This window comes from Aquabacter sp. L1I39, from assembly GCF_017742835.1.
Taxonomy (GTDB): domain Bacteria; phylum Pseudomonadota; class Alphaproteobacteria; order Rhizobiales; family Xanthobacteraceae; genus L1I39.
Map to the genome: position 1 here is coordinate 3,295,515 of NZ_CP072392.1, position 25,169 is coordinate 3,320,683.

Genomic DNA, 25,169 nt, shown 5'->3' on the forward strand with positions numbered 1-25,169 from the left:
GCGCCTCTTGAGAGGGAAGATTCCGGCGCATCACGCGCCTTTTCGGAGGGACGATCAGGCGGCGGGTGCCACGGCAGCCTTGGAAAGGGCTTCCTTGGCATAGGCCTTCAGGTCGAAGCCTTCGCCCACATCCTGCGGGCTGAGGGCAATGCCCCGCGCCAGCATCTGCCGGGCCGCCATATGGTCGGCCGGGCGGTTGGCGCTCTCGACGCCCAGGAAACGCCCGTCGCGGAAGCACAGCACGGAGCCGGTGCCCGGTGCCTCGCCCCGCTGCACGATGGCGGTGTCATGGCCCTGGGTGAGGCCGGCGATCTGCAATTTCAACGGGCCCTGGTCGCTCCAGAACCACGGCACGGCGTCATAGGCCGAGACCTGCTCGCCCATGATGCGCTTCGCCACCAGGCGCGCCTGGTCGGTGGCGTTCTGCACCGATTCCACCCGGATGGGCTGGCTGGCGAAGGGGTTGGGATGCACGGCGCAATCGCCGATGGCAGAGATGGCGGGGTCCGATGTGCCGAGCCGGTCATCCACCAGGATGCCGCCTTCCACCGCAAGGCCTGCCGTCTGCGCCAGTTCGGAATTGGGCTCGACGCCGATGCCGATGAGGACGAGGTCCGCCGGCAGGAGGGTTCCGTCCTGGAGGAGGACGCCGCTCACCTTTTCGTCGCCCACGATTTCCCGCACGCCAGCGCCGAACCGAAGCTCAGTCCCGAGGCCGCGCTGCACCTCTTCAACGAGAGCCGACATGGCCGGCGACAAGGCGCGGGAGAGCACCCGGTCCTCCCGTTCCAGAACCGTCACCTCCAGCCCTCGGGCGCGCGCGACGGCGGCCACTTCCAGGCCGATAAAGCCCGCGCCCACCACCACGAGGCGCTGCGCGGCCGGCATCAGGGCCTGGAGCTTCAAGGCTTCATCCGCCGTGCGCAGATAGAGGACGCCGGCTTTCTCCACGCCGGGCACGGCGAGGCGGCGGTTGCGCGCGCCGGTGGCGAGCACGAGCGCGTCATAGGACAGGCGCTCACCGCCTTGAAGCTCCACCTGCCGATGCGCGCGGTCGATGGCTTCCACCCGCGCGCCCATGCGCAGGGTGATGCCTTCCTTCTCATAATAATCCGGCGGCCGATGCCAGAGCGCGGACGTCTGCGCCCCCGCTGCCAGCGCAGCCTTGGAGAGCGGGGGCCGCTGATAGGGCAGGTCCGGCTCGTCGCCGATGAGGGTGATGGCACCGGCATAGCGGGCCTGGCGCAAGGCGAGCGCCAGGTTGAAGCCGCCATGGCCGGCGCCGACGATCACCACCGAGGCGGGGAGGGAAGGCGTACCGTCTGTCATGCCCTTGCGGTTCCAGATTTGGCGTCCCAGGTGCAGGGCAAATTGAGCGGTCCTCGGAACACCCAGCCGCCGAAGCGGGTCGGCTCGGTGGCGCTGAGGCGCAGGCCCTTCAAGGAGGCGAAGAGCTTCGGCAGGGCCACTTCCCCCACCAGCGCCCGCGCCGCCCAGGCGCCCAGGCAAAAGTGCGGGCCGCCGCCAAAGGCGATGTGGGGCTTCTTGGGCCGGTTGATGTCGAAGGCGTCCGCCCGCTCGAACACGCTCTCGTCCCGGTTGCCGGAGGCCAGCACCACGCCGATGCGCGCGCCCTTGGGGATGAGCGCGCCGCCCAGTTCCGTCTCGCAGGTGGTCTGGCGCGGATACATGCCGATGGGCGAAATCCAGCGCACGGTTTCCTCGAACACGGCCTTCCAGAGGGCAGGGTCCGCCTCCACCTGCGCCCGCTGGTCGGGATGGGCGAGCAGGGCATAGGCGGCCGTGCCGATGGCGTCGCGCGGCTCGTTGAGGCCGCCGCCGATGATGACCTTCACATTGGCCCCGATCTCGTCCCGGTTCAGCGGGTCGGCCGCGTGCAGCATGCAGGAGATGAGGGAGGAATCGGGCGTCGCGGTCAAGCGGCGGATGGCCTCCTCCACCGCCTCGTCGACACCCGCCGCCGCCGCTTCCGCCCGACGCCAGATGGCGGGGTCGTCGCCATAATTTCCGGTGCCGTCCATCATGGCCTGCGACCATTCCCGCAAATCCTCCTGCGGGGTCTCGGTGAGGCCCAGCAGCAGGCCGAGCGCGCGGGCGGCGCAGGGGGCGGCGAAGCGGTCGAACAGGTCCGCTTCCCCGGATTCAGGCAAAGCGGCGATGAGATCGTCCACGATGGCGTGGAAGGCGGGCATCCAGTGATTCTTGATGAGGGCCGGCTTCAGCGCCGGCTCGCAGGCCACCCGCTCGCGCTTGTGGGTGGCGCCGTCCTTGCGCAGCATGGTGTGGCCCATGACGCGGATCATCAGCGAATTCTGCTCGGAGGCGGAGAACACCTCCGGATTGCGCTCCAGCGCCACGATGTCCGCATAGCGCGTCACCAGATAGCGGTTGGCGGCGGGCACGAAGCAAGGCGGTTCGGCCCGCAGGCGCGCATAGATGGGATAGGGGTCGTCCCACAACTGATCGAGGCGCACATGCGCGCCCGCGGACACGGTCCGGTCGTCCATTGGCGTCTCCTCCGCCGCGTGTCGCGGCTCCGGCCCTTTTCAGGCTCCATGGTGGCAGGGTGCCGGACTTTGCCTTGTTTTGCAAAATGGATAATTTGTTTATCAAATCCCGGTTTTTCCGGACAAGCTGGATAAGGCCCCAGAGAAGAGCCCATGCAGATTCCCCGCTTCTCGCTGCGCCAGCTGGCCTATTTCGTCGCCGTGGCGGAGGCGGGCTCCATCCGCGCGGCCTGCACGCGGCTCAACATTTCCCATGCGGCGCTGAGCGCGGCGGTGGAGGAATTGGAGGCGGTGCTGGGCACCTGCCTTCTCATTCGCCGGCGGGCGCGGGGCATCAGCCTGACGCCGGCGGGCAAGGACCTGCTGCGCGAGGCCCGTGCGCTCCTGGAGGTGGCCGAGCAATTGCCCGGCCAGGTGATGGCGGGGGAGGCGCGGCTCGCCGGGCGGCTGGGGGTGGGCTGCTACACCACGCTCGCGCCCTTCCTCATTCCCCGCCTGTTCAGCGCCTTCGGCGCTCTCCACCCCGGCATCCAACTGGACCTCACCGAGGGCTCCATCCACGACATCACCGCCCTCTTGCGCACCGGCCGGTGCGAGGTGGCCATCGTCTATGATTTCGGGCTGGGGGAGGAATTCCGGCTCGACCGGCTCTATGCGGTGGCGCCCCATGTGGTGCTTTCCGCCGGCCACCGCCTCGCGGATCGGGAGGGCGTGGACCTGCGGGACCTCATAGACGAGCCGCTCATCGTCTTCGACGTGCCCCAGTCGGGGGCGAACACGCAGGATGTGTTCGCCCAGCTCGGCCTCGTGCCCCGCATCGCCTATCGCTCGACCTCGTTCGAACTGGTGCGGGGTCTCGCGGCGCGGGGGCTCGGCTATGCGCTGATGCTGCAACGGCCCGCGGCGGCGGTGAGCTATGACGGTGCCCCCCTCGTGACCTTGCCGGTGGAGGGCTATGGCCGGCGGGTGCATGTGGCGGTGGCCACCTCCCATGCGGTGCGCCCCACGCTGCGCGCCGAGGCCTTCCGCCGCCATTGCCTGGAGGCGTTCGCGCAGGCCTGATTTCGCGTCACGGCGTGGCGGGCGCCGCCGTGGAGCCGCGCAGGATGGCGGCGGGGGGCAGCACCACGCGGCGCGGTGGGTCGGCGGGGGTCTGGATGGCGGCCAGCAATTGGTCGGCGGCCTCATAGCCCATGCGGTAATGGGGAATGCGCACGGTGGTCAAAGGCGGGCGCATGCGGTCCACGAAGGGCATGTCGTTGAAGCCGGTGACCGAGATGTCGCGTGGGCAACATAGGCCCACCTCCTCCAGCGCACGGATGGCGCCCACCGCCAGCCAGTCATTGGCGGCGAGGATGGCGGTGGGCGCCTCTCCCGTCTCCAACAGATGGCGTGTGCAGCGATAGCCTTCCGGCTCGGTGAAGGATTCGGCGATGACATCAAGGCGCGGGTCTGCGGGCAGGCCCGCCTCGGCGGCGAGCGCCAGGAAGGCGGCGCGGCGCGCCCGTCCGGTGGAGGTGTCCTGCGGCCCGCCGATGTGGGCGATGCGCCGGTGGCCAAGGCCGATGAGATGGCCGAACATCTGCCGCACGCCCTCGCCGTCGTCGCTGATAACGGCGGTGACGGGGGCCTCGCTCTCCCGATTCATGAGCACCAGCGGCACCTTGCGCCGCAGCGCGGTGAGCCGGGCCTCGTCCTCCAAATGCGCGGAGGCGAGGATGATGCCGTCCATGCGCCGGTCCAGATAGGTGTCGATGATGGCCTGTTCCTTGGCGGCGCGGAAATCGGAATTGGCCAGCATGGCGTGATAGCCTTCCAGGCCCAGCCGATCCTCAATGCCGCGGAACATGGGGGGAAACATGGTGTTGGTGAGGTCGGGCACGATCACGCCCACCATGCGGCTCGTCTGCATGCGCAGGCTCGCGGCGATGGCGTTGCGGCTATAGCCCAGCTCGTCCGCCACCTTGCGCACCCGCTCCACCACGGAGGGGGAGAGGCGGCCGGCCAGATCCGGGTTGAGCGCGCGGGAGGCGGTGGACGGGTGCACATTGGCGGCCGCGGCCACATCGCTCAGTTTCGGCCCCCTCATCGCCTCTCCATCCGTTCCCGTCTCAGGTCCCGCTTCCTTGCCACAGATCGGGGGCGCGCGAACCGCCGGATGATCCCGCACGGCCGCGCCGGCCATCTTGAGGGAAGCAGAATGCAACCGATTGCACAATCTGTCCAGACTGCCTAGGCTAGGGCGGATTCCGATCCTCGCCGAGGGCTGCCGCCCCGCCGGGGGACTGTCCGCCGGAGCTTCGTGCCCATGGGTGCCTCTTCCCCCGCTGCTGCCCTCCTGGACGATGGCGCGTTGCGCTACCGGCGGCTCTTTCTGCCCCTTTGGGTGGCCATGGTGGCGTTCCAGAGCGGGCTCCTGGTGCATGATGTCGCCGCCGGCTGGCTGCTGGCCTCGGGCGGGGCGAGCCGCAGCCTCGTCGCCTTGGCGCAGACGGCCTCTTCGCTCCCCTTCTTCCTGTGCGCCCTGCCGGCCGGCGCCTTGGCGGACCTGGTGGAGCGGCGCCGCGTGCTCCAGGCCACCGCCTTCCTCCTCTCGGTCGCCTCCCTGCTGGTGGCCCTCGCAGTGGGGCTCGATGCGGCGCCGCCGGCGCTGCTGCTGGCCGCGTCCTTCCTGAACGGCTGCGCCAACGCGGCCTTCGCGCCCACCTGGCAAGCCATCACGCCCGAACTGGTGGATTTGCCGCGCCTGCCCGGCGCGCTGGCGCTGAACAGCCTCGGCATCAATGTGGCGCGCTCCATCGGCCCGCTCCTGTCGGGTGTGATCCTGGCGGTGGCGGGCGCGCCGGCGGCCTTTCTGTTCAATGCGGTGCTGTTCGCGGCCGTTGGCTGCACCTTCGTCTTCCTGGCACCCCGCCATCCCGTGACGCCGAAGGAGAGCCTTGGCTCCGCCGTGCGGGCGGGCCTGGCCTATGCGCGCCATGACGGCGGCCTGCAGCGCGTGGCACTGCGCGGCGTCGCCTTCTTTCTGTTCGCCAGCACCTTCTGGGCGCTGGCGCCCGTGGTGGTGCATGAATGGTTCGCCGGCACCGGCCTGCTTCTGGGCGTCCTGGTGGGCTCTGCGGGCCTGGGCGCCGTGCTGGCGGCGCTGCTGCTGAAGCGTCTGCGCGCCCACTTCGATCTCGACGGCCTGATGCTGGGCGCCGGGCTGGCGGCGGCGGTCGCCCTGGCGCTGGTGCCCCTGGTGCCGGTCTTCGCCGTGTCCGTGGTGCTCTATGGGACGCTGGGCTTCTGCTGGCTCATCTCCTTTTCCTCCATCCATCTCGCCGCCCAACTGCGCCTCGCGCCATGGATCCGGGCGCGGGGGAGCGCGGTCTATCTGATCGCGGTGTTCGGCTCCATCGCGGTGGGCAGCTTCCTGGCGGGGCTGTGGGCCGACCGGCTGGGGGTTGGCGGGGCCTATGGGGTGGCCGCCGGCTGCCTGTGCGTGGCGACGCTCGCCGCCTATGGTCTGCGCATCACCGCCAAGGTGCCGGTGGCGCAGGAGCGTTCGCGGCTGCTGCCGGCCGGCGTCGGCGAGGGCGGCCGGGTGGAAGTGCGCCTTTTCTATCCGTTGCCGGCGGGGGCGGACCCCGCGTCCGCTGCGGCCGCGCTCAAGGCCCTGCGCCCAGTGCGGCTGCGGACCGGCGCGCGGAACTGGGCTTGCGCCGTGCGTGATGCAGGCCTGGAGGAGCGCATCCAATATGTGGACGGTGCGGCGCTGGAGCGTGCCGCGGCCCGGCAGACGGCAGCGGACGGCCTGCTGGAGCAGCGGCTCCTGGATCTGACGGGGGCGCCCGCCATTGCCACGGGTGCTGCCTAAGAAGGCACGCCGGATGCCCAAGAGGCAGGCATCCATCTTCCCTCGACAGTGACAAGTCCAGCAGAAGCAAGTTTCCAGATCTGGCACGGAATTTGATTGGAGGAATGGGATTGTGCAATCGATTGCAATCTGACCGGAGGTCCCATGTCACCTCGCTTCCCGCTTGATCGGCGCCGTTTTCTCCTGTCGTCCGCCACCGTGGGCGCTGCCTTGGCCATGCCGGCGGTGCTCCGCGCGCAGGGCCTGACCAAGATGCGGGTGGGCGTGGTGCCCCTCATCTCCTCCGGTCCCGTCTTCATCGCCGCCGCCAAGGGCTTCTTCCAGAAGGTCGGCCTTGAGGTGGAATTCCGCACCTTCGCGGACGGTGCCCTCGCCATTCCCGCCTTGGTCGCTGGCGAGCTGGACGTGACGGTGGCCACCATCAATGCCGGCCTCATCAATGCGGTGGCCAAGGGCGCCAATTACAAACTGATGCTGGATCGCGGCGGCGAGAAGCCGGGCTTCGGCTCCACCACCATCCTGGTCTCCAACAAGATGTACGAGGCCGGCGTCACCGGGATCGACAAATTCGCGCTGCTGAAGGGCGCGCGCTTCTCCATGCAGGCGCCGGGGGGCATCGACAATTACCTGCTGGCGCGCGGGCTCCAGAAAGCGGGGCTCGATCCGCGCACGGGGGCGACCTATTCCAGCGGCCTGACCTATCCCGACATCATCAAGAGCCTCGGCACCGGCGTCACCGACGCCGCCCAATGCCCGGTGCCGCTCGCCTTCCTCGCCGAGACCAACAAGGTCGGCCACATCATCGGCACCGGCGCCGACATCGAGCCGGGCGCGCAGCTCGCCTGCTGGGCCATGCCCACCAAGTTCCTGGAGACCAACCGCAAGGCGGCGATCGCCTTCGCCATGGCCCATATCCATGCGGCCCGCATCTTCACCGCCGCCGAGACCAGCAAGGATCCGGAGATCATCAAGATCCTGGCCGCCGCCACCAACATTCCCGCCCCCCTCATCGAGAAGGCCGCGCCCCGCTGGACCGGCTACGACCCGGACGGCATGCCAGACACCGCCTCCGTGATGCGCCAGGCCAGCTTCTGGGTGGACACCATGAAGCTCATCGGCGGCCCGGTGCCCAAGCAGGATGTGCTGATGGATCTCAGCGCGGCGGAAGAGGCCGCCAAGATGCTCAAGACCGGGAACCCCTTCACATGACCCTTGCCGCGCGCGCCGCCTCGGCGGTGGCCATTGCCTTCCGCCAGGTGCGGCTCGCCTGGGGCGCCAAGGGGCGTGACCCGGTGGTGGCGCTCGACAATCTGAACGGCGTCTTCGAGGCCGGGAAAGTCACCGCCATCATCGGCCCCTCCGGCTGCGGCAAGAGCACCATGCTCCAGATCGCGCGGGGCTTCGTCGCTCCCACCGAGGGCGAGGTGCGCTATGTGGACCGGCGCACCGGCCATTCCGTGCCGGCCCCGGTGATGGCGACGGTCTGGCAGAGCTTCAATCTCTTCCCCTGGCTCTCGGTGCTGGACAACGTGGCGTTCGGCCTGTCGGTGGCCGGCGTGAAGCGGGCGGAGCGCCACGCCGCCGCCCGCGAGGCGCTGGCGGCGGTGGATCTGCGCGGCTTCGAGGACAAGTATCCCCGCCAGCTCTCCGGCGGCATGCGCCAGCGCGTGGGCATCGCCCGCGCTTTGGTGATGAAGCCGGACATCCTGCTCCTCGACGAGCCCTTCGGCGCTCTCGACGCCCAGACCCGCCTGGTGCTCCAGGAGCAGGTGGCCGGCATCGTCGCCGCCACCGGCTGCACGGTGGTGCTGGTCACCCATTCCATCGAGGAGGCGATCATGCTGGGCGACACCGTGTTCGTCATGTCGTCTCGCCCCGGCCGCATCGTGCGCGCGCTCGACGTGCCGCTCGCCAAGCCCCGGACGCTCGCCGACATGAAGGCCCCGGCCGCTGTCGCCTTGTTCGAGGAAATCTACGAATTGCTGAAGGACGAGGTGGTGCGGGCCATGGCGGAATCGGGGGGTGGCCAGTGAGCGAGACCGCCGCCGCACGCCCGGCCCCCGCCGTGCCCGCCCGCCCCACCTTCGCAAGCCGCCTGCGCGGCCTTCTGGACGACCAAAGGGTGGTGGGCTGGAGCTTCCTCATCGCCCTGCTGCTGGTGTGGGAAGGGGTGGTCTACAAGGCCGGCATCTCCCCGCTTTATCTGCCGCGCCCGAGCGGCATTCTCGCGGTTTTGTGGGACCAATTGGTCCATCAGGGCCTGACGGTGGATCTCGGTCTCACCCTCTACCGCATCTTCGCCGGCTTCTTCATCGCCCTCGTCACCGGCGTGCTGCTGGGCGTGTGGATGGCCATTTCCCGGCCCATCCAGGCCATGGCGGACATGCTGATCGCCGCCCTCTATCCACTGCCCAAGGTGACGCTGATCCCGCTCCTCGTGATCTGGCTCGGCACCGGCGGCCCCTTCATGCTCACCATCAGCTTTATGGGCGCCTTCTTTCCCATCGTCATCAACACGGTGGTGGGCGTGACCCAGTGCGACCAGGGCCTCGTCCTCGCGGCGCGGGACCTGGGCGCCAGCACGCGGCAGATCGTGCTGCGGGTGCTGATCCCCAGCGCCATTCCCTCCATCTTCGCCGGCATCCGCATCGGGCTCGGCATCTCCATCATCCTGGTGGTGGCGGCGGAAATGGTGATCGCCAAGGACGGGCTCGGCGCCCGCCTCTTCATCGCCGGCCAACTGCTGGACACCGAGCTCGTCTTCGCGGTGCTGGTGGTGCTCGCGCTGCTCGGCATCGTCATGTCCAAGGGCCAGGACGCCATCGACGCCCGCCTCGGCCTGTGGCGCGCTCAATAGGCCCCATCAAGACCCCCATTCCTTCGGAGGATCCTTCCATGTCCGACACCAAGCCGCAGCTTCATGCCGTCCATCCCGAGCCGGAGAAGGCCTATATGATGCCTTATGCCCCGGCGGTGCAGATCGTGGGCGCGTGCAACCTCATGTTCATCTCCGGCGCCACCGCGTCCGACCTCTACCACCAGCACCCCCATGTGGACGGGGAGCACGACCATTCCAACGACATTGGCGAGCAGACCCGCCGCGCCATGGAGTGCATCAAGTCCATCCTCGACACGGTGGGGGCAGGCTTTTCCGACGTGGTGAAGGTGACCAAATATCTCACCGACATCCGCGATGCCGACGGCATGCATGCGGTGATGCGTCCCTATTTCAACGGCTGGCGCCCGGCTTCCACGATGATCTGCATCAACCAGCTCTCCTCCCCCGGCGCGCGGGTGGAATTGGACATGATCGTCGCCCTGCCTGAAGGCAAGGTCGCGCCTGCGGGGACGCCCGCGTGAGCCTCCTCGTCCGCAACGGCCATGTGGTCACCGTGGACGGCGCGCGGGCCGTCCATCCGCAAGGCTATGTCTGGTGCGAGGGCACCCGCATCCTGAGCGTCGGGGCCATGTCCGACCTACCGGAAGCGGCGCTCGGCGCGCGGGAGGTGATCGAGGCGGAGGGCTGCCTGGTGCTGCCCGGCCTCATCAACATGCACCAGCACCATTGGTACACGCTCTTCAAGGGGCTGGCCGATGGCTATCTGCTGGAAGACTGGATCACCGATTTTGTCTTCCCGCTGGTGCGGCACCTGGATGATGAAGCCATGGGCCTTGCCGCCCGGCTCGATGCCATGGAGATGCTGGCCACCGGCACCACCACCTTCCTCAACCATTCCGTCACCACCACCAGCCCCTCCATGGTGGAGGCCATTCTGGGCGGCCCGAGCGAACTGGGCCTGCGGCAGGTGTTCGCCAAGGAATTGCGCTGCCGCACGCCGGGCAATCCCAACCATCCGTTGAGCCTCGACCAGTCGCTCTCCGCCTTCCGCGACCTGCTCGCCACCTGGCATGGGGCGCAGGACGGGCTCGTCAGGCTCGCCATGGTGGTAGAGGCCAATGCCCATTGGATCGCCGCCGGCATGAGCACGGATGCGTTGGTGCGTGCCGGCCATGAGCTGGCGCGCGAACAGGATCTGCGCATCTCCACCCACATCGCCGGCGGCACGCTGTCCCTGGACAAGGGCTTCCTGAAGCACCTGCGCGCCACGGGGCGCACGGACGTGCAGTATCTGATGGAGTTGGGCGTCCTCGATCACCATTGGCTGCTGATCCACGGCATCCATGTGACCGACACGGACATCGCCCAGATGGCCCATGTGGGCGCCCATTTCGTCTATACGCCCAGTTCCGAGGCCATGCGCGGCGGCGGCATCGCGCCCTTCGCCAAGGCGCGGGCGGCGGGGGTGAACACGGCGCTGGGCACGGACGGGCCCATGGTGGACTATTCCGTCGACATGATCGAGCAGATGAAGGTGTGCACGCTCATGCAGCATGTGCGCCATCTCGACCCCACCCTCATGCCGGTGGAACGCACGCTGGAAATGGCCACCATCAACGGCGCCCGCGCGCTCGGCCTGGAGGCGGAACTGGGTTCGCTGGAGGCGGGCAAGCGCGCCGACATCGCCGTGTTCGACATGCGCCGGCCCCATGTGGGGACGCTGAACCGTCCCCTGTCCACCTTCGTCTCCGCCGGCCATGGCTCGGATGCCAAGGCGGTGGTGGTGAATGGGGAGGTGGCGTACCGGGACGGTGCGTTCCGCGCCGGTCCCGGTTATGGCGCTGTGGTGGAGGAGGCGGAGCGCACCGCCGCCCGCATCGCGACCGCCGCCGGTCATGACGGCCGCTTCACGCCGCACTGGCGGTGAGGTTCATTCCCCCTTCAGGAAGGGCACCAGGGCGGCCAGCAATTCGGCCGGCCGCTCCTCGGGCACATAATGCCCGCATTGGGGGATGACCACGGACGAGAGGGTCGTGGTCGCCGGTTCGAGGGCCTTCACCATGGCGCCGCCGATCCCGTAATCCCCGCCAATGGCCAGCACCGGCATGGGCAAGGGCGTGCGGCCGGTTTCCTCGTTCTGCGCCGCGCTCTCGAAGATGGCGCGGTAGTATTCAAGGCCCGCGATCCAGCGGCCGGGCGCGGAATAGGCGGCCATATAGGCCTCGATCACCTCCGGCTCGAAGGTGGCCGCGACATTCACCGGCTTGGTCTCGAACAGGAAGGCGAGCAAATCGCGTTCGCGCCCCACCACCAGGCGCTCGGCGAGCCCCGGCACGAAATTGAACGGGAAGTGCCAGACCTTGTGGGCGGTCACGGGGTTGAACCCATAGGCCTCGCGCGGGGTGAGGCCGGGAATGGCGGCGTCCATCAAGGCGAGGCGCGTCACGCGCTCCGGATGGTGGGCGGCATAGGCATAGCCGATCCAGGCGCCGATATCGTGGCCCACCAGGAGCACCTTGTCGGCGCCGATGGCATCGAGCAGGCCATCCACATAGCCGGCCATGGCACCGGTGTCGCCGCCCGTGCGGGAGGCCTCGCTGGTGCCGAGATTGGGCGGGTCGAAGGCCAGCACGCGGAAGTCGCGCGCCAGCGTCGGCAGCACCTTGCGCCAGGCCAGGAGGCTCTGCGGCCATCCGGCCATCAGCACCACCAGCGGCCCGGCGCCGCCTTCTACCGCGTCGAGCGTGATGCCGTTGGCGACGATCTTGCGGGCGGAAAATCCTGGCCCGAAGCCGGGGGCGGGGAGGGGAGCGGGATGAGAGGTCATGGCGTCACCGCTGGGAAGAAAGGCGACGCCTGGGGGTGAACAGCGCGGCCTTGGCGATGGGACGAGAGCCGCGCACGGCGGCCCTGCGGAGGAGGGACGCCCTTTCTATCATCATCGCCGCGCCGCGCTCTTCACGCCTGCGTTCCCAAACAAAAGAAGCCCGCGGCGGGGGAGGGCCGCGGGCATCGACTTGTGCGCAGGAGCCAGGCGAACCCGCTTAAAGCCTCACTTCTTGGCAGCGACCATGGGGCAATTGCCCTCGGCGAGCGGACGGAAGGCTTCCTTGGCGGGGATGGTTTCGATCAGGTTGTAATAGTCCCACGGGCCCTTGGATTCGGCGGGGGTCTTCACCTGGAACAGGTACATGTTGTGGATGTGCCGGCCATCGGCGCGCACCTCGCCCTTGCCGAACAGCGGGTCGTCGGAGGGCATTTCCTTCATCTTGGCCACCACCGTCTGGCCGTCGGTGGAATTGGCGGCGGCGGCGGCGCGCAGATAGTGGAGCGCGCCGGAATAGACGCCCGCCTGGTTGGCGGTGGGGCGGCGGCCATTCATCTGCGCCGCGAAGCGGTCGGCGAAGGCGCGGGTGCCGTCATTCATGTTCCAGTAGAAGCCTTCGGTCAGGAACAGCCCCTTGGCGGTGGCAAGGCCCACCGAATGCACGTCGGTGAGCTGCATCAGCAAAGCCGCGAGGCTCTGTCCGCCGGAGGTGAGGCCGAACTCGGAGGCCTGCTTCACCGAATTGATGGTGTCGCCCACCGCGTTGGCCAGCGCCACCACCTTGGCGCCGCTCGCCTGCGCCTGCACCAGGAAGGAGGAGAAGTCCGAGGTATTGGTGGGGTGGCGGACCTGCCCCAGCACCTTGCCGCCTTCCGCCTTCACCACCGCCATGGCGTCGGCCTCCAGCGCATGGCCGAAGGCATAGTCGGCGGTGATGAAGAACCAGGTGTCCTTCTTCTGCTTCAGCAGCGCCAAAGCGGTGCCATGGGCCAGCGCCCAGGTGTCATAGGTCCAGTGGACCGTATTGGGCGAGCACTTCTCGCCGGTCAGCAGCGCCGTGCCGGGGCCTGAGGCGATGAAGGCCACCTTCGAGCCGCGCACCGCTTCCTGCACCGCCAGCGCGACGGAGGAGAAAGGCACGTCCAGGATGGCATCCACCTGGCCCTCGGAGACCCATTTGCGGGCGGTGGCCGAGCCGATGTCCGGCTTGTTCTGGTGATCCTGCGAGATCACCTCCACGTCGAGGCCGGGCTTTTCCTTCTTGAAGTCCTCGGCCGCCAGGCGCGCCGCCACCACCGAGCCCATGCCGGTGGAATCGGAGGCAAAGCCCGACAGGTCGGTGAGCACGCCGAGGCGGATCTTGTTGTTGGGGATCTCCGCTCCCGCCGGCGCGGCGGCAGCGGCGAGGAGGGCGGCGCCCGCGGCGAGCGCGAGCGTGGTCTTCCTGAGCATGGTCTTCTCCCTTGTGTGTTCTTGTTGATGATCTCGCGCGGCTCAGGCGCCGCGCACGTCCTTGAGCACTTTCTCGGCCACGTCCATGCGCACGCTCGCGCGCTCCACCAGGATGCGGGCGACGGTGTCGATTTCCTCGCCCACGGCCCCCGCCATCATGGCGATGTTCTGGGCGTGGAGCGCCATGTGGCCCTTCTGAATGCCGGTGGTGGCCAGCGCTTTGAGCGCCGAGAAATTCTGCGCCAGACCCACCGCCGCGATGATGCGGGCGAGCCGCTCGGCGGTGGTCACGCCGAGAATGGCAAGGCTGGCGCGGGCGGTGGGGTGCACCTTGGTGGCCCCGCCGATGAGGCCCACCGCCAGCGGCAGCTCGATGGCGGCGGAGAGGTCGCCGTCCGCATTCACCTCATAGGTGGTCAGCGAGGTGTAGCGGCCGGAGCGGGCGGCATAGGCATGGGCGCCAGCTTCCACCGCGCGGGTGTCGTTGCCGGTGGCGAGCACCACGGCGGAAATGCCGTTCATGATGCCCTTGTTGTGGGTGGCGGCGCGATAGGGATCGGCGGCGGCGAACTGGTAGGCGCTGATGATGCCGTCGCGCACCTCTTCGCCGCCAATGTCGGCGGTGCGCCACACCGCATGGGCGCGGGCGAGGCGCCGGTCGGCGAGGTTGGAAAGGATGCGCAGATAGACCTTGCCGCGCGCCCAACTCGCAATGGCGGGGGCGAGCTTCTCGGCCATGGTGTTCACCGCATTGGCGCCCATGGCGTCGCGGGTGTCCACGATGAGGTGGGTCACCACCATGGTGCCCGTGGGGGTGTCAAGCAGGCGCACCTCAAGGTCGCGGAAGCCGCCGCCCAGATTGACCAGGACGGGGTCGCAGGCATCGCACGCGGCCTTGATCTCCTCGCGCTTCTCCAGGATGCGCAGGCGCGCCGCATAGGGGTCCTTCACGTCCACCGCCTGCACCTGGGCGATCATGAGATTGCCGGAGACGGAAGTGGCAAAGCCGGTCTCGTAATTCTGCCGGGCGGCATTGCACACGGCGGCCACCACGGAGGATTCCTCGGTGGCCATGGGGATGAGCACGTCCTCCCCGTCCACCTTCATGTTGGTGGCGACCCCCACCGGCACGTTCATGGTGCCGATGACATTCTCGATCAGCTTGTCGGCCAGCACCGGGTCCAGATTGCCCATATTGTCCAGGTGCGCCACCTGGGCGTCGGACAGGCCGGCGAAAGCGGCCACCAGATCGAGCCGCTCGCGGGGGGACTTCTTGTGGAAACCGGCGATGCGGGAGGAGCGGTTGGAGCCGGTGGCGGACGTCATTCTGGGGCCTTCCTTGTGATCCTTGCGGGCGCGGGGCGGCGGACATGCGGGCGCGCGACGGCACGGTGCGCGCCGGAGGCGGCGCGTCGCGAGCGTTCCATCCCTGATCCTTGTCCGGCCGCTCCAGGGCGACCCGTTGCCGCGACTTTCCGCTGACCCCGCCGGTACGGCAAGGAACACTTTGCGTCGGAAACGCCGACGCCGTACCCTTCAGATCATGGGTACGGTTGCCGAGACAGACGCACAGACTGCAGAGGCGCCCTCGCGGGTCGGCGCCATCGTGCGCGCCCTCACTGAGCGCATCGACCGGGGGCAGATGCGCCCGGGGGAGCGCCTGCCTTCCATCCGCTCCGCCTTCTCGGCCTTTGGCGTGTCGCGCAACACCCTGGTGGAAGCCTATGAAAGGCTTGCCGCATCAGGCCGCATCGAGGCCCGTCCCGGCTCCGGCTTCTATGTGCTGGGCACCCCGCGCCCCGCCCCCGCCGTGCCCACCCGTCCCGCCGTGGTGGAGGCGGTGGACAGCGTCTGGCTGCTGCGCGAGCAGCTGGAGCAGCACTATGATGTGCGCGTCGGCGATGGCCGCCCGCCACCTTCCTGGATGGAGGGCTCGGAGGTGGGGCGGTATCTCAAACCCATCAACCGTCCCGGCAGCCGTCCCTTTCCGGCGAGCTATGGCAGCCCGTTCGGCTTTCCTTTGCTGCGCGAGGCCATCGCCGCGCTGCTCACCGAGCGGGCGATCGCCGGCGATCCCGCGCAGGTCTTGATGACCCAGGGCGCCAACCACGCCCTCGACCTCATCATCCGCACGCTGGTGGAGCCGGACGACGCGGTGCTGGTGGACAGCCCCGGCTATTACCCGCTCTTCGGCAAGCTGCGCCTCGCCAAGGCCCGCATGATCGGCGTGCCCCGCACGCCCGAGGGCCCGGACGTGGAGACGCTGGAGCGGGCCATCGTGGAGAGCGGGGCGAAACTCTTCTTCACCCAGTCGCTGGCCCACAACCCCACCGGCTGCTCGCTCACCCCCGCCATCGCCTTCCGGGTGCTCCAGGTGGCGGCGCGCCATGATGTGGTGATCGTGGAAAGCGATCCTTTCGCCGACATCCTGCCCGCCGCCCGCCCGCGCCTCGCCGCGCTCGACCAGCTGGAGCGGGTGATCTATGTGGGCACGCTGGCGAAAACCCTCTCGGCCAGCCTGCGCTGCGGCTATGTGGTGGCCGCGCCCCGGCTCATCGAGCGGCTCGGCGCGCTCAAGATGGTCACCTCGGTGAACAGTTCCGGCTATGTGGAGCGCATCGTCCACGACCTCATCACGTCCGGCCAGTATCGGCGCCATCTGAAGCGCCTGCGCTGGCGGGTGGATGCCGCCACCGCCGCCGCCCAGGCGACCTTGGGCCGGCTCGGCCTGCCCATGTTCGGACCGCCGGGCGGGGGCTTCTATCTGTGGTGCGAACTGCCGGAAGGGCTCGACGATGCGGCGCTGTCCCGCGCGGCGGCCAAGCGCGGCATCCTTTTGGCACCGGGCGCGGTGTTTCATCCCCAAGGAGGCGCTCATCAAGCGGGTGCCCATCAAGGCGGCGCTCACCGGCCGGCCATGCGCATCAATGTGGCCTATGCGGACGATCCCCGCTTCGAGCGCTTCATGGGCGAGCATCTGCCGGGCGCGGCGGCGTGGTAAGGCCGGGCAGAGGGCTGGTCCCCGCCGCGCCGAACGCGCTATGGATGGCGGCGTGAAGACAGGCGGTGACGGATCATTGTCCAGAGGGCAGAGCACTGAGGCGGGCGCATCCCGCCGCACCCAGACAGACACCCGGCTGTCCCGGCGCATCCCCTTCGCGCGCCAGGTGGCCGACCGGCTGCGGGACCGCATCATTCGCGGCGAGCTGCCCCCCGGCGGGCGCATCGTGGAGCGCAGCCTGTGCGAGGCCATGGCGGTGTCGCGCACGCCGCTGCGGGAGGCGCTGAAGCTGCTCGAGGCCGAGGGGCTGGTGGAGATTTCCCAGAACAAGGGCGCGCGGATCATGTCGTTCACGCCCGCCGAGGCCTCGAACCTGTTCGAGGTCATTGCGGGGCTGGAGAGCCTCGCGGCCGAGCTGGCGGTGATGCGCATGACGCCCGCCGATCTCGCCGAACTGGACGACCTGCATGCGCGCATGCTCGACCATTACCAGCGGCAGGAAAAAGACCCCTATTTCGCCCTCAACAGCGCCATCCATGACACGGTGGTGCGCCTGTCCGCCAATCCCATCCTCATTTCCACCCATGCGGGCCTGATGCTGCGCGCCCGGCGCGGGCGCTACATGGCCATTGTCGCCCCCGACCGCTGGGCGGAATCCGTCGGCGAACACGAGGCCCTCATGAGCGCCCTCCATGCCCGCGACGGCGTCGCCGCCGGCCGCGTGTGGCGGCGGCACCTCATCCGCACGGGCGAGACGGTGTGCGCGGTGCTGGCGGCCGTGGTGCAGGATGAGGCGGCGGACGCTGCGGACGCGAGCGACGGCGAGGACGCTTTTTCCGCCGATTGACGGCGCATCTGCACAAATAACAGGCGATTCCAGGCGCTTTCCCGCGTCCGGTCTCCCGGCGCGCGGCCACGGCCCCGTGCGTGGCCGCGCGGCTAAGCCGTGGCCGGCAAGGTGAAATTCGTGCGTTCCGTCTGGTTTGGACCCGTGCCGCACCGGCGCGTCCGGCGGCGCATGGCGCGCCCTTGAGCGGCTGCATGCCTAATGAATCGGCAGATCGGATCTGGCCTAGCCGGGCTAACTTACTGTAGAAATTAAATTAAATCAGATGGAATGCAATCTGATCACGCATTTCCGCCCCCCTTCGGGCCGTCAGGAAAGTGAGAGCCTCATGTTCTTCCCCCGTTCCGGGACCGCCATCTCCCGCCGCCGTCTGGTCCAGATGTCGGGCCTGCTGCTCGCCGCCGCCACGCTTCTGCCGGGTGCGCTGACGCCCGCAAAGGCGGGGCCGCTGACCCTTGAGGACATCAAGAAGGCGGGTGTCGTCCGCGTGGGCGTCGAGGCCGCCTACCGGCCCTTCACCTTCCGCGACAAGGGCGAGATCGTCGGCTACGACGTGGATCTGGCGAAGCAGATCTTCGCGCCCCTGGGCGTGAAGGTGGAGTTCATCGACACCGCCTGGGCCGGCGTCATCCCCGCCCTCTATGCCGGCAATTTCGATGTGATCATGACCTCGCTCACCTACACCAAGGAGCGGGTGGCCAAGGTCGGCTATTCCATCCCCTATACCGAGGCAACGCAGGAAATGCTCATCCGTGCCTCGGATGCCGGCACCATCAAGAATCTGGACGGCATGTCGGGCAAGATCCTGGGCGTGAAGCTGGGTTCGGCCGGCGACACCATGAAGACCAAGCTGGAAGAGAAGCTGAAGGCCGATACCGGCAAGGGCTTTTCCGAAGTGAAGACCTATGACGACCACCCCGCCGCCTATCTGGCGCTGGCCCAGGGCTCCGTGGACGGTGTCATCAACTCGCTCGCCACCCTCACCCAGGTGGTGAAGGACGCCCCCGGCAAGTACGTCATCGTGCGCGACATTGGCCCGCGCAACTGGGCGGGCATCGGCACCCGCAAGGAAGACACCCAGCTCATCGACTTCCTGAACGAGCGGATCACGGCGCTCAAAGCCAATGGCGAGATCTACAAGCTGCAGGAAAAGTGGTTCGGCACGCAGATGAAGCTCTCCGACAAGATCCCCGACTTCTCCTGACCCTTGCTGATCGGGACGGGCACCGCGCCCGTCCCCGCCGCCCCTGTGATGCGGATGGATGCCTATGACCATTGACTGGGCCGTCGTCGAGATGGCCATTCCCCTGCTCGCCGTGGGCACGGTGATGACGCTGAAGATCGCCTCTCTAGCCGCGATCTTCGGCCTTGCCGGCGGCATCGCGCTCGGCCTCATCGCGCTCGGCGGCTGGACCTGGGCGCGCTGGCTTGTGCGGGCCTATGTGGACTTCATCCGCGGCACGCCGTTGCTGATCCAGATCTTCATCTTCTTCTTCGGCCTGCCGCTCATGGGGCTGCGGCTCGGCGAGTTCTGGGCCGGCGTCATCGCCTTGTCCTTCAATTGCGCGGCCTATGTGTCGGAGATCGTGCGCGGCACGGTGGGCGCGGTGGAGAAGGGGCAGACCGAGGCGGCCAAGTCCATCGGCATGACGCAGGACAAGATCCTGCTCTACATCCTCCTGCCCCAATCCATCCGCCCCATGGTGCCGGCGCTGACCAATGACGTGATCACGCTGTTGAAGAATACGTCGCTGCTCTCCGTCATCTCGGTCTATGAGCTGACCCGCTCGGGGCAGGCCATCATCGCCTCCCATTTCGCGCCGCTCGAAATCTTCGCGCTGCTTGCCCTCTATTATTACGCCATCATCTCCGTGCTCTCCTACATGTCGCGGGTGATCGAGCGGCGCTTGCCGGCCTGGTGAGGGTCATGATCGACATTCAAGACGCCGCCCCCTTGGTCACCGTGCATGAGAAGCCGCTTCTGTCCGTGCGCGGACTGCGCAAGACCTTCGGCGAGCGGGAGATCCTCAAGGGCATCTCGTTCGACGTGATGGCGGGCCAGACCCTGGTGCTCATCGGCCCCTCCGGCTCGGGCAAGACCACGGTTCTGCGCTGCCTGAACTATCTGGAGACGCCGAGCGCCGGGCAGATCGAGCTTCAGGGCGAGCCTATTGGCGGGGCCTATGTGGGCGAGGCGGCCCGCTGGCAGCCTTTGCCCGAGGCGCGCCTCGCGCTTCAGCGCAGCCGCTTCGGCTTCGTGTTCCAGCGTTTCAACCTGTTTCCCCATTTGACCGCGCTGGAAAACGTGGCCATCGGCCCGCGCAAGGTGCTGGGCGTCTCCGCAGCGGTCGCCAGGGCGCGCGCCGCCGAGCAACTGGCGCGTGTGAGCCTCTCCGACCATCTCCACAAGCGGCCCTCCCAGCTTTCGGGCGGCCAGCAGCAGCGCGTGGCCATTGCTCGCGCGCTGGCCATGGAGCCGCGCCTCATCCTGTTCGACGAGCCCACCTCCGCCCTCGATCCCGAACTGGTGCACGAGGTGCTGGATGTGATGGGCACGCTCGCCCGCGAGGGGATGACCATGGTGGTGGTCACCCACGAAATGGGCTTCGCCCGCCGCGTCGCCGATCGCCTCATCTTCATGGCCGATGGTCATATCGTGGAAGAGGGCACGCCGGAGGCGGTCTTCACCGCCCCGCGCGAGGAAAAGACCCAGCGCTTCCTCGCCCATGTGTTGAACCGTTAATCCGCATCGGGGTCCCCATGTCCGAAATGCTCTCCGGCGCCGAGCCGCTCTACGACCTGGTCGTCACCGGCGCCACAATTCTCACCGGCGCCCCAGCGAGCCACTGCATCGAAAATGCCGTCATCGGCATCACAAATGGCCGCTTCGCCCTGGTGGAAGCCGCCACACCCGCCGCGCCTCCGCCGGCGGCCCGGCGCACCCTGGACCTGCCGGGGCGGGTCATCACCCCCGGCCTTGTGAACGTGCACACCCACGCCAACCTCTCCATGGTGCGGGGCGTCGCCGAGGATCTGGGCTTCGCGCCGGCCTATACGCCGGGCATCCCGCAGGGCCACATGGTGAGCGAGGAGGAGGCCTATGCCATCGCCCGCCTCGGCGCCCTGGAGGCGCTGCTGTTCGGCTCCACCCTCATCAACGACACCTTCGTGCACGCCCATGTGGTGACGCCCGCCATGGCCGATATCGGCCTGCGGGTCTGGTCGTGCGGGCGCATCCATGACGTGGATTTCTCGGGCGTCTCGGTGGGCCGCTGGGAGCATGTGGATGCCATCGGCGATCGCACCTTGCAGGCCGCTTTGGATCTCGCCGACCGCTATGAGGGCAAGAGCTTCGGCCGCATCGGCGTGCAGCTTGCGGCCCACGCCCCCGACACCTGCTCGACCCCCTTCCTGCGGCGCATCGGCGAAGCCGCGCGCGAAAAGGGCCTGCGCGTCACCACCCATCTGTCCCAAAGCAAGGTGGAGGTGGCCCGCATCCGCGAGCGTGACGGCATCAGCCCGCCGGAATTGCTGGAGGAGGTCGGCCTCCTGAACGACCGCCTCACCGCCGCCCATTGCATCCATGTGAGCGAGAGCGACATTGCCCGCATCGGCCGCGCCGGCATCCATGTGGCCCATATCGCCAAGGGCAATGCGACCGGCGCCACCATCGCCCCCACCCACAAGCTGCGGGCCGCCGGCGCCAAGCTCACGCTGGGCACCGACAACATGCATGCGGACATGGTGGAAGTGATGCGCTGGGCGCTGGCCGTCGGCCGCATCCAGATCGGGTCCGTCACCGAGGATTGGCAGCCGTCCACCGTGTTCGAGATGGCCACCATGGCGGGGGCCCGCGCCATGGGGCTGGAGGACGAGATCGGCTCCATAGAAGTGGGCAAGAAGGCGGACTTCGTCGCCTTCGACTTCCGCCGACCCCATCTGACGCCGCGCACCAATGCGCTCGGCAATCTCGTCCATGTGGCGCAGGGGCGCGATGTGGAACTGGTGGCGGTGGATGGCGAAGTGGTGGTGGAGGACGGTCGGCCCACGCGAGTGGATGCGGACGCCATCCGCCGCGAGGCCGCCATCGCCATCGAAAATCTGTGGCAGCGGGCAAAGGCGGGCTGACCCATGCGCATCCTGATGATCAATCCCAACACCTCCGCTGGCATGACCGAGAAGATGGCCGCGAGCGCCCGCCGCGCCTTGGCGCCGGACGTGGAACTGGTGCCCCTCACGGCGGAGGAGGGCGTGCCCTATATCGCGAGCCGGGGCGAGGCGCAGGTGGCCGGCACCACCACGCTCGACCTCATCGCCCGCCACAAGGCGGGCATGGATGCCATCGTCATCGGCGCCTATGGCGATCCCGGCCTCATCCCGGCGCGGGAATTGTTCGATCTGCCCATCACCGCCATGGCGGAAGCGGCCATGCTGACCGCCTGCATGCTCGGCCCGCGCTTTGCCATCGTTACCTTCTCCCATGCGCTGACCGCCTGGTACGAGGATTCCGTCGCTCTCTCGCGCCTGGAGGCGCGCTGCGCCGGCATATTGGTGCCCGACGTGCCCTTCCGCTCGGTGGACAATGTGCAGCACGAGCTGGAGGACGAACTGGTGGCGCTCGCCTGCCGGGCGGTGCATGAGAACAAGGCGGACGCGGTGATCCTCGCCGGTGCCCCGCTCACGGGCCTCGCCGCGCGGGTCGCCGATCGTGTGCCCGTGCCGCTGGTGGACCCGCTCGACGCGGCCGTGGGGCAGGCGACCTTGCTGGCCCGGCTCAATCCGCGACCCGCCTCCGCCGGTCGCTTCGCCCGCCCTGGCGCCAAGCCCGCCCGTGGCGTGCCGCCCGCCCTTGCCGCCTGGATCGAGCATCGGCCACAGGTGCAAAGCGCGCATTCTTGAACCGGAAGCCGCCGGGAAACGCCTGCCCCCGATCCGGCGTTGGTGCATCATGCGTGCACGCGATCCGGGGAGAGGCAGATGTTTGGCACGGAGAAACGGACAGGCGGATCGGCGTGGCGCCTCCTTCTGCTGGCGGGCCTTCTCTTGAGCGGGCCGGCCCTGGCGCAGGATTTCAACGCCGCCCCGCCCAACGTGCCCAGCCAGAAGCCCGCCTTTCCCGGCCAGACCCGGACGCCGGTGATCGCGGACAAGATCGAGCTTCGCACCTCGGTGGTGGCTGAAGGCCTGGAGCGGCCCTGGGGCATGGCCCAGCTGCCGGATGGCTCCTGGCTGGTGACCGAGCGCGTCGGCCGCCTGCGGCTCATCCGCCCGGACGACACCGTCTCCCCACCCATTTCCGGCCTGCCGCCCGTGGATGCGCGCGGCCAGGGCGGCCTGCTGGACGTGGCGGTGCGCGATGATTTCAACCGCACCCGGCGCGTCTGGTGGAGCTTCGCCGAGCCGCGCGGGGAGGGCGCCAATGCCACGGCCGTGGCGACGGGCACCCTGTCTGCCGATGGCACGACCCTGTCCGATGTGCGGGTGATCTTCCAGCAGCAGCCCGCCTGGCGCTCCACGATGCATTTTGGCTCGCGGCTCGTCTTCGACCGGGAAGGCGCGCTCTTCGTCACCACGGGCGAGCGTTCTTTGCCGCAGCCGCGCCAGTTGGCGCAGGATGTCTCCACCCATATCGGCAAGGTGCTGCGCATCTCTCCCGATGGCGGACCGGCGCCGGGCAATCCGAAGATCCCCGATGGCCGGCCGGAAATCTGGTCGTATGGCCATCGCAACGTCCAGTCGGCCACCCTCGGCCCGGATGGCGCGCTCTGGCTGGTGGAGCATGGCCCGCGTGGCGGCGACGAACTGAACCGCCCGGAGGCGGGGCGCAATTATGGCTGGCCGGTCATCACCTATGGCGAGGATTATAGCGGCCAGCCCATCGGGCAGGGCCTCACCGCCAAGGCCGGCATGGAGCAGCCCCTTTACTACTGGGACCCGGTGATCGCCCCGAGCGGCATGGCCTTCTACGAGGGTGACCTCTTCCCCACCTGGCGCGGCAGCATCCTCATCGGAGGGCTCGCCAGCAAGGCGCTGGTGCGCCTCACGCTCGATGGACAGAAGGTGACGGGCGAGGCCCGCTACCTGCAAGGCCGCTGGCGCATCCGCGACGTGGCGGTGGGCCGGGACGGGGCGGTCTATGTGCTGACCGACGCCGCCGATGGCGCCCTGGTGCGCCTGACGCCGGAGAAGTAGGCTTTAGCGGGCATCCTCCAGGATCAGCCGCGCGCCCTGCTCGGCGATCATGGCGGTGGGGGTGTTGGTGTTGCCCGAGGTGATGGTGGGCATGATGGAGGCATCCACCACGCGCAGCCCCTCCACGCCGAACACGTTGAGCCGCGCATCCACCACCGCCATCGGATCGGAGGCGAGCCCCATCTTCGCCGTGCCCACGGGATGGAAGATGGTGGTGCCGATGTCGCCGGCCGCCTTGGCGAGCGCCGCGTCATCATCGCCCACGGCCGGGCCGGGCAGATATTCTTCGGGCTTGTAGGGCGCCAGCGCACTCTGGCGCATGAGGCGGCGGGTGACGCGGATGGCGTCGGCCGCCACCTGCCGGTCCTCGTTGGTGGAGAGATAATTGGGCGCGATGACCGGCGCCGCGTCGATTTCCGCCGAGGGGATGCGCACCGTGCCGCGTGAGGTGGGCCGCAGGTTGCAGGCGGCCACCGTGATGGCGGGGAAGCGGTGCAGCGGCTCGCCGAACTTGTCTAGCGACAGCGGCTGGACGTGGAACTGGATATTGGCCCGCTCCTGGTGCGGGTCGGAGCGGGTGAAGATGCCCAGTTGCGACGGCGCCATGGTCAAGGGCCCGCGCCGGCGCAGGGCATAATCGAGCCCCATGAGGGCGCGGCGGGGCAGGGAATAATAGGTCTCGTTCAGGGTGCGGATGCCCTGGAGCTTGTAGATGGCCCGCTGCTGGAGATGGTCCTGGAGGTTGCGTCCCACCCCCGGCCGGTCGGCCTTCACCTCGATGCCCAGCGGCGCCAGCCACTCGCCCGGCCCGATGCCGGAGCGCTGCATCACCTGCGGCGAGCCGATGGCGCCCGCGCACAGGATCACCTCGCCCTTGGTCCGCGCCTCCATCACCGCGCCATTGGCCCGGTAGCGCACGCCCACGGCCCGGCCGTTCTCGAGGATGAGGCGTTTGACTGTCACGCCGGTCTCAAGGCGCAGGTTCGGGCGGGACAAAGCGGGCTTCAGGAAGCCGCGCGCCGAGGACCAGCGCCGGCCGCGCTTCTGGTTGACGTGGAAATAGCCCACGCCCTCATTGTCGCCGGTGTTGAAGTCCGGCACGGACCGGATGCCCAGTTCTCCCGCCGCTTGCGCCACCGCATCCAGCACCGCCCAGCTGATGCGCGGGGCTTCGATGCGCCAGCCGCCGCCCGCGCCGTGGATGTCGCTCGCGCCAAGGAAATGGTCCTCCAGGCGCTTGAAGGCGCCGAGCGCCTCGTCCCAGCCCCAGCCGGGCAGGCCCAGCTGGCGCCAATGGTCATAGTCCGCCGCCTGGCCGCGCATGGAGATCATGGCATTGATGGCCGAGCAGCCGCCGATCACCTTGCCACGCGGATAGGCGAGCGAGCGGCCGTTGAGGCCGGCCTCCGCGACTGTGCGGAACATCCAGTCGGCGCGGGGATTGCCGATGGCGAAGAGATAGCCCACCGGGATGTGGAACCAGATCCAATTGTCATCGCCGCCGGCTTCCAGCAGCAGCACGCGGTGGCGCCCATCGGCGGAGAGGCGGTTGGCCATGATGCAGCCGGCCGTGCCGGCGCCCACCACGATATAGTCGAAATCCCCATCTGCCTGCATGCCGCAT

General features: G+C 68.6%; 22 protein-coding genes. 15 read left to right on the top strand and 7 right to left on the bottom strand.

What is annotated here, in order from left to right; all coding sequences use genetic code 11:
• Positions 1-54: 54 nt before the first annotated feature.
• Both J5J86_RS14905 and J5J86_RS14910 read right to left on the bottom strand, forming a co-directional pair.
• The gene (locus J5J86_RS14905; RefSeq protein WP_209099326.1) at positions 55-1,329 is read right to left on the bottom strand and encodes an NAD(P)/FAD-dependent oxidoreductase; all 1,275 of its coding nucleotides are present in this window, start codon (positions 1,327-1,329) and stop codon (positions 55-57) included.
• On the bottom strand, positions 1,326-2,528 hold the full coding sequence (locus J5J86_RS14910; protein ID WP_209099328.1) for a cytochrome P450: 1,203 nt from the start codon (positions 2,526-2,528) through the stop codon (positions 1,326-1,328). Before J5J86_RS14910 ends, J5J86_RS14905 begins: the two co-directional genes overlap by 4 nt.
• Before the next feature lie 153 nt (positions 2,529-2,681).
• On the opposite strand from J5J86_RS14910, the gene J5J86_RS14915 reads away from it, so the two are divergent.
• Positions 2,682-3,590: a LysR family transcriptional regulator gene (locus tag J5J86_RS14915; protein WP_209099330.1), complete on the top strand. Its 909-nt coding sequence runs from the start codon at positions 2,682-2,684 to the stop codon at positions 3,588-3,590.
• Between the two features lie 7 nt (positions 3,591-3,597).
• Here J5J86_RS14915 and J5J86_RS14920 read toward each other — a convergent pair whose 3' ends face one another.
• On the bottom strand, positions 3,598-4,617 hold the full coding sequence (locus tag J5J86_RS14920) for a LacI family DNA-binding transcriptional regulator (RefSeq protein WP_209099332.1): 1,020 nt from the start codon (positions 4,615-4,617) through the stop codon (positions 3,598-3,600).
• 219 nt (positions 4,618-4,836) lie between these two features.
• Between J5J86_RS14920 and J5J86_RS14925 the strand changes: the two genes are divergently transcribed.
• The 6 genes from J5J86_RS14925 (at position 4,837) to J5J86_RS14950 (ending at position 11,153) form a co-directional block, all read left to right on the top strand.
• Positions 4,837-6,387, top strand: a complete 1,551-nt coding sequence (locus J5J86_RS14925; protein ID WP_209099334.1) for an MFS transporter — start codon at positions 4,837-4,839, stop codon at positions 6,385-6,387.
• A gap of 144 nt (positions 6,388-6,531) precedes the next feature.
• Positions 6,532-7,596, top strand: coding sequence for an ABC transporter substrate-binding protein (locus tag J5J86_RS14930; protein WP_209099336.1), 1,065 nt, complete (start codon positions 6,532-6,534; stop codon positions 7,594-7,596).
• Positions 7,593-8,420 (top strand): ABC transporter ATP-binding protein, encoded by an 828-nt coding sequence (locus J5J86_RS14935; RefSeq protein WP_209099338.1) that lies wholly within the window; start codon positions 7,593-7,595, stop codon positions 8,418-8,420. The genes J5J86_RS14930 and J5J86_RS14935 overlap by 4 nt, the downstream gene beginning before the upstream one ends.
• Entirely contained in the window at positions 8,417-9,244 is an 828-nt protein-coding gene (locus tag J5J86_RS14940) for an ABC transporter permease (protein WP_209099340.1), read from the top strand. The genes J5J86_RS14935 and J5J86_RS14940 overlap by 4 nt, the downstream gene beginning before the upstream one ends.
• A gap of 38 nt (positions 9,245-9,282) precedes the next feature.
• Positions 9,283-9,747, top strand: coding sequence for a RidA family protein (locus J5J86_RS14945; protein ID WP_209099342.1), 465 nt, complete (start codon positions 9,283-9,285; stop codon positions 9,745-9,747).
• On the top strand, positions 9,744-11,153 hold the full coding sequence (locus tag J5J86_RS14950; protein WP_209099344.1) for an amidohydrolase family protein: 1,410 nt from the start codon (positions 9,744-9,746) through the stop codon (positions 11,151-11,153). The genes J5J86_RS14945 and J5J86_RS14950 overlap by 4 nt, the downstream gene beginning before the upstream one ends.
• 3 nt (positions 11,154-11,156) lie before the next feature.
• Here J5J86_RS14950 and J5J86_RS14955 read toward each other — a convergent pair whose 3' ends face one another.
• The 3 genes from J5J86_RS14955 to J5J86_RS14965 form a co-directional block, all read right to left on the bottom strand.
• Positions 11,157-12,053 carry an alpha/beta fold hydrolase gene (locus J5J86_RS14955; protein ID WP_209099346.1) on the bottom strand — a complete coding sequence of 299 codons (897 nt, stop codon included), beginning with the start codon at positions 12,051-12,053 and terminating at the stop codon, positions 11,157-11,159.
• Between the two features lie 225 nt (positions 12,054-12,278).
• Positions 12,279-13,505: an ABC transporter substrate-binding protein gene (locus tag J5J86_RS14960; RefSeq protein ID WP_209099348.1), complete on the bottom strand. Its 1,227-nt coding sequence runs from the start codon at positions 13,503-13,505 to the stop codon at positions 12,279-12,281.
• Between the two features lie 42 nt (positions 13,506-13,547).
• On the bottom strand, positions 13,548-14,831 hold the full coding sequence (locus J5J86_RS14965) for a hydroxymethylglutaryl-CoA reductase, degradative (protein WP_209099350.1): 1,284 nt from the start codon (positions 14,829-14,831) through the stop codon (positions 13,548-13,550).
• Between the two features lie 217 nt (positions 14,832-15,048).
• Between J5J86_RS14965 and J5J86_RS14970 the strand changes: the two genes are divergently transcribed.
• From J5J86_RS14970 to J5J86_RS15005, 8 genes are all read left to right on the top strand, one after another.
• Positions 15,049-16,506 (top strand): aminotransferase-like domain-containing protein, encoded by a 1,458-nt coding sequence (locus J5J86_RS14970; RefSeq protein ID WP_209099352.1) that lies wholly within the window; start codon positions 15,049-15,051, stop codon positions 16,504-16,506.
• Between the two features lie 52 nt (positions 16,507-16,558).
• Complete coding sequence (locus J5J86_RS14975) at positions 16,559-17,353, top strand: GntR family transcriptional regulator (RefSeq protein ID WP_209099354.1); 795 nt, start codon at positions 16,559-16,561, stop codon at positions 17,351-17,353.
• 328 nt (positions 17,354-17,681) lie between these two features.
• A complete protein-coding gene (locus J5J86_RS14980; protein ID WP_209099356.1) occupies positions 17,682-18,557 on the top strand; it encodes a transporter substrate-binding domain-containing protein in 876 nt (291 codons plus the stop codon).
• A 64-nt stretch (positions 18,558-18,621) separates the two neighbouring features.
• The gene (locus J5J86_RS14985; RefSeq protein WP_209099358.1) at positions 18,622-19,275 is read left to right on the top strand and encodes an amino acid ABC transporter permease; all 654 of its coding nucleotides are present in this window, start codon (positions 18,622-18,624) and stop codon (positions 19,273-19,275) included.
• Positions 19,276-19,280: 5 nt separating this feature from the next.
• Positions 19,281-20,096, top strand: coding sequence for an amino acid ABC transporter ATP-binding protein (locus J5J86_RS14990; protein WP_209099360.1), 816 nt, complete (start codon positions 19,281-19,283; stop codon positions 20,094-20,096).
• 17 nt (positions 20,097-20,113) lie between these two features.
• Entirely contained in the window at positions 20,114-21,481 is a 1,368-nt protein-coding gene (locus tag J5J86_RS14995) for an amidohydrolase family protein (RefSeq protein ID WP_209099362.1), read from the top strand.
• Positions 21,482-21,484: 3 nt separating this feature from the next.
• Complete coding sequence (locus J5J86_RS15000) at positions 21,485-22,252, top strand: aspartate/glutamate racemase family protein (protein WP_209099364.1); 768 nt, start codon at positions 21,485-21,487, stop codon at positions 22,250-22,252.
• A 78-nt stretch (positions 22,253-22,330) separates the two neighbouring features.
• Complete coding sequence (locus J5J86_RS15005; RefSeq protein ID WP_209099366.1) at positions 22,331-23,545, top strand: PQQ-dependent sugar dehydrogenase; 1,215 nt, start codon at positions 22,331-22,333, stop codon at positions 23,543-23,545.
• Between the two features lie 3 nt (positions 23,546-23,548).
• Here J5J86_RS15005 and J5J86_RS15010 read toward each other — a convergent pair whose 3' ends face one another.
• Positions 23,549-25,162, bottom strand: coding sequence for a GMC family oxidoreductase (locus J5J86_RS15010; RefSeq protein WP_209105406.1), 1,614 nt, complete (start codon positions 25,160-25,162; stop codon positions 23,549-23,551).
• Positions 25,163-25,169 lie beyond the last annotated feature (7 nt).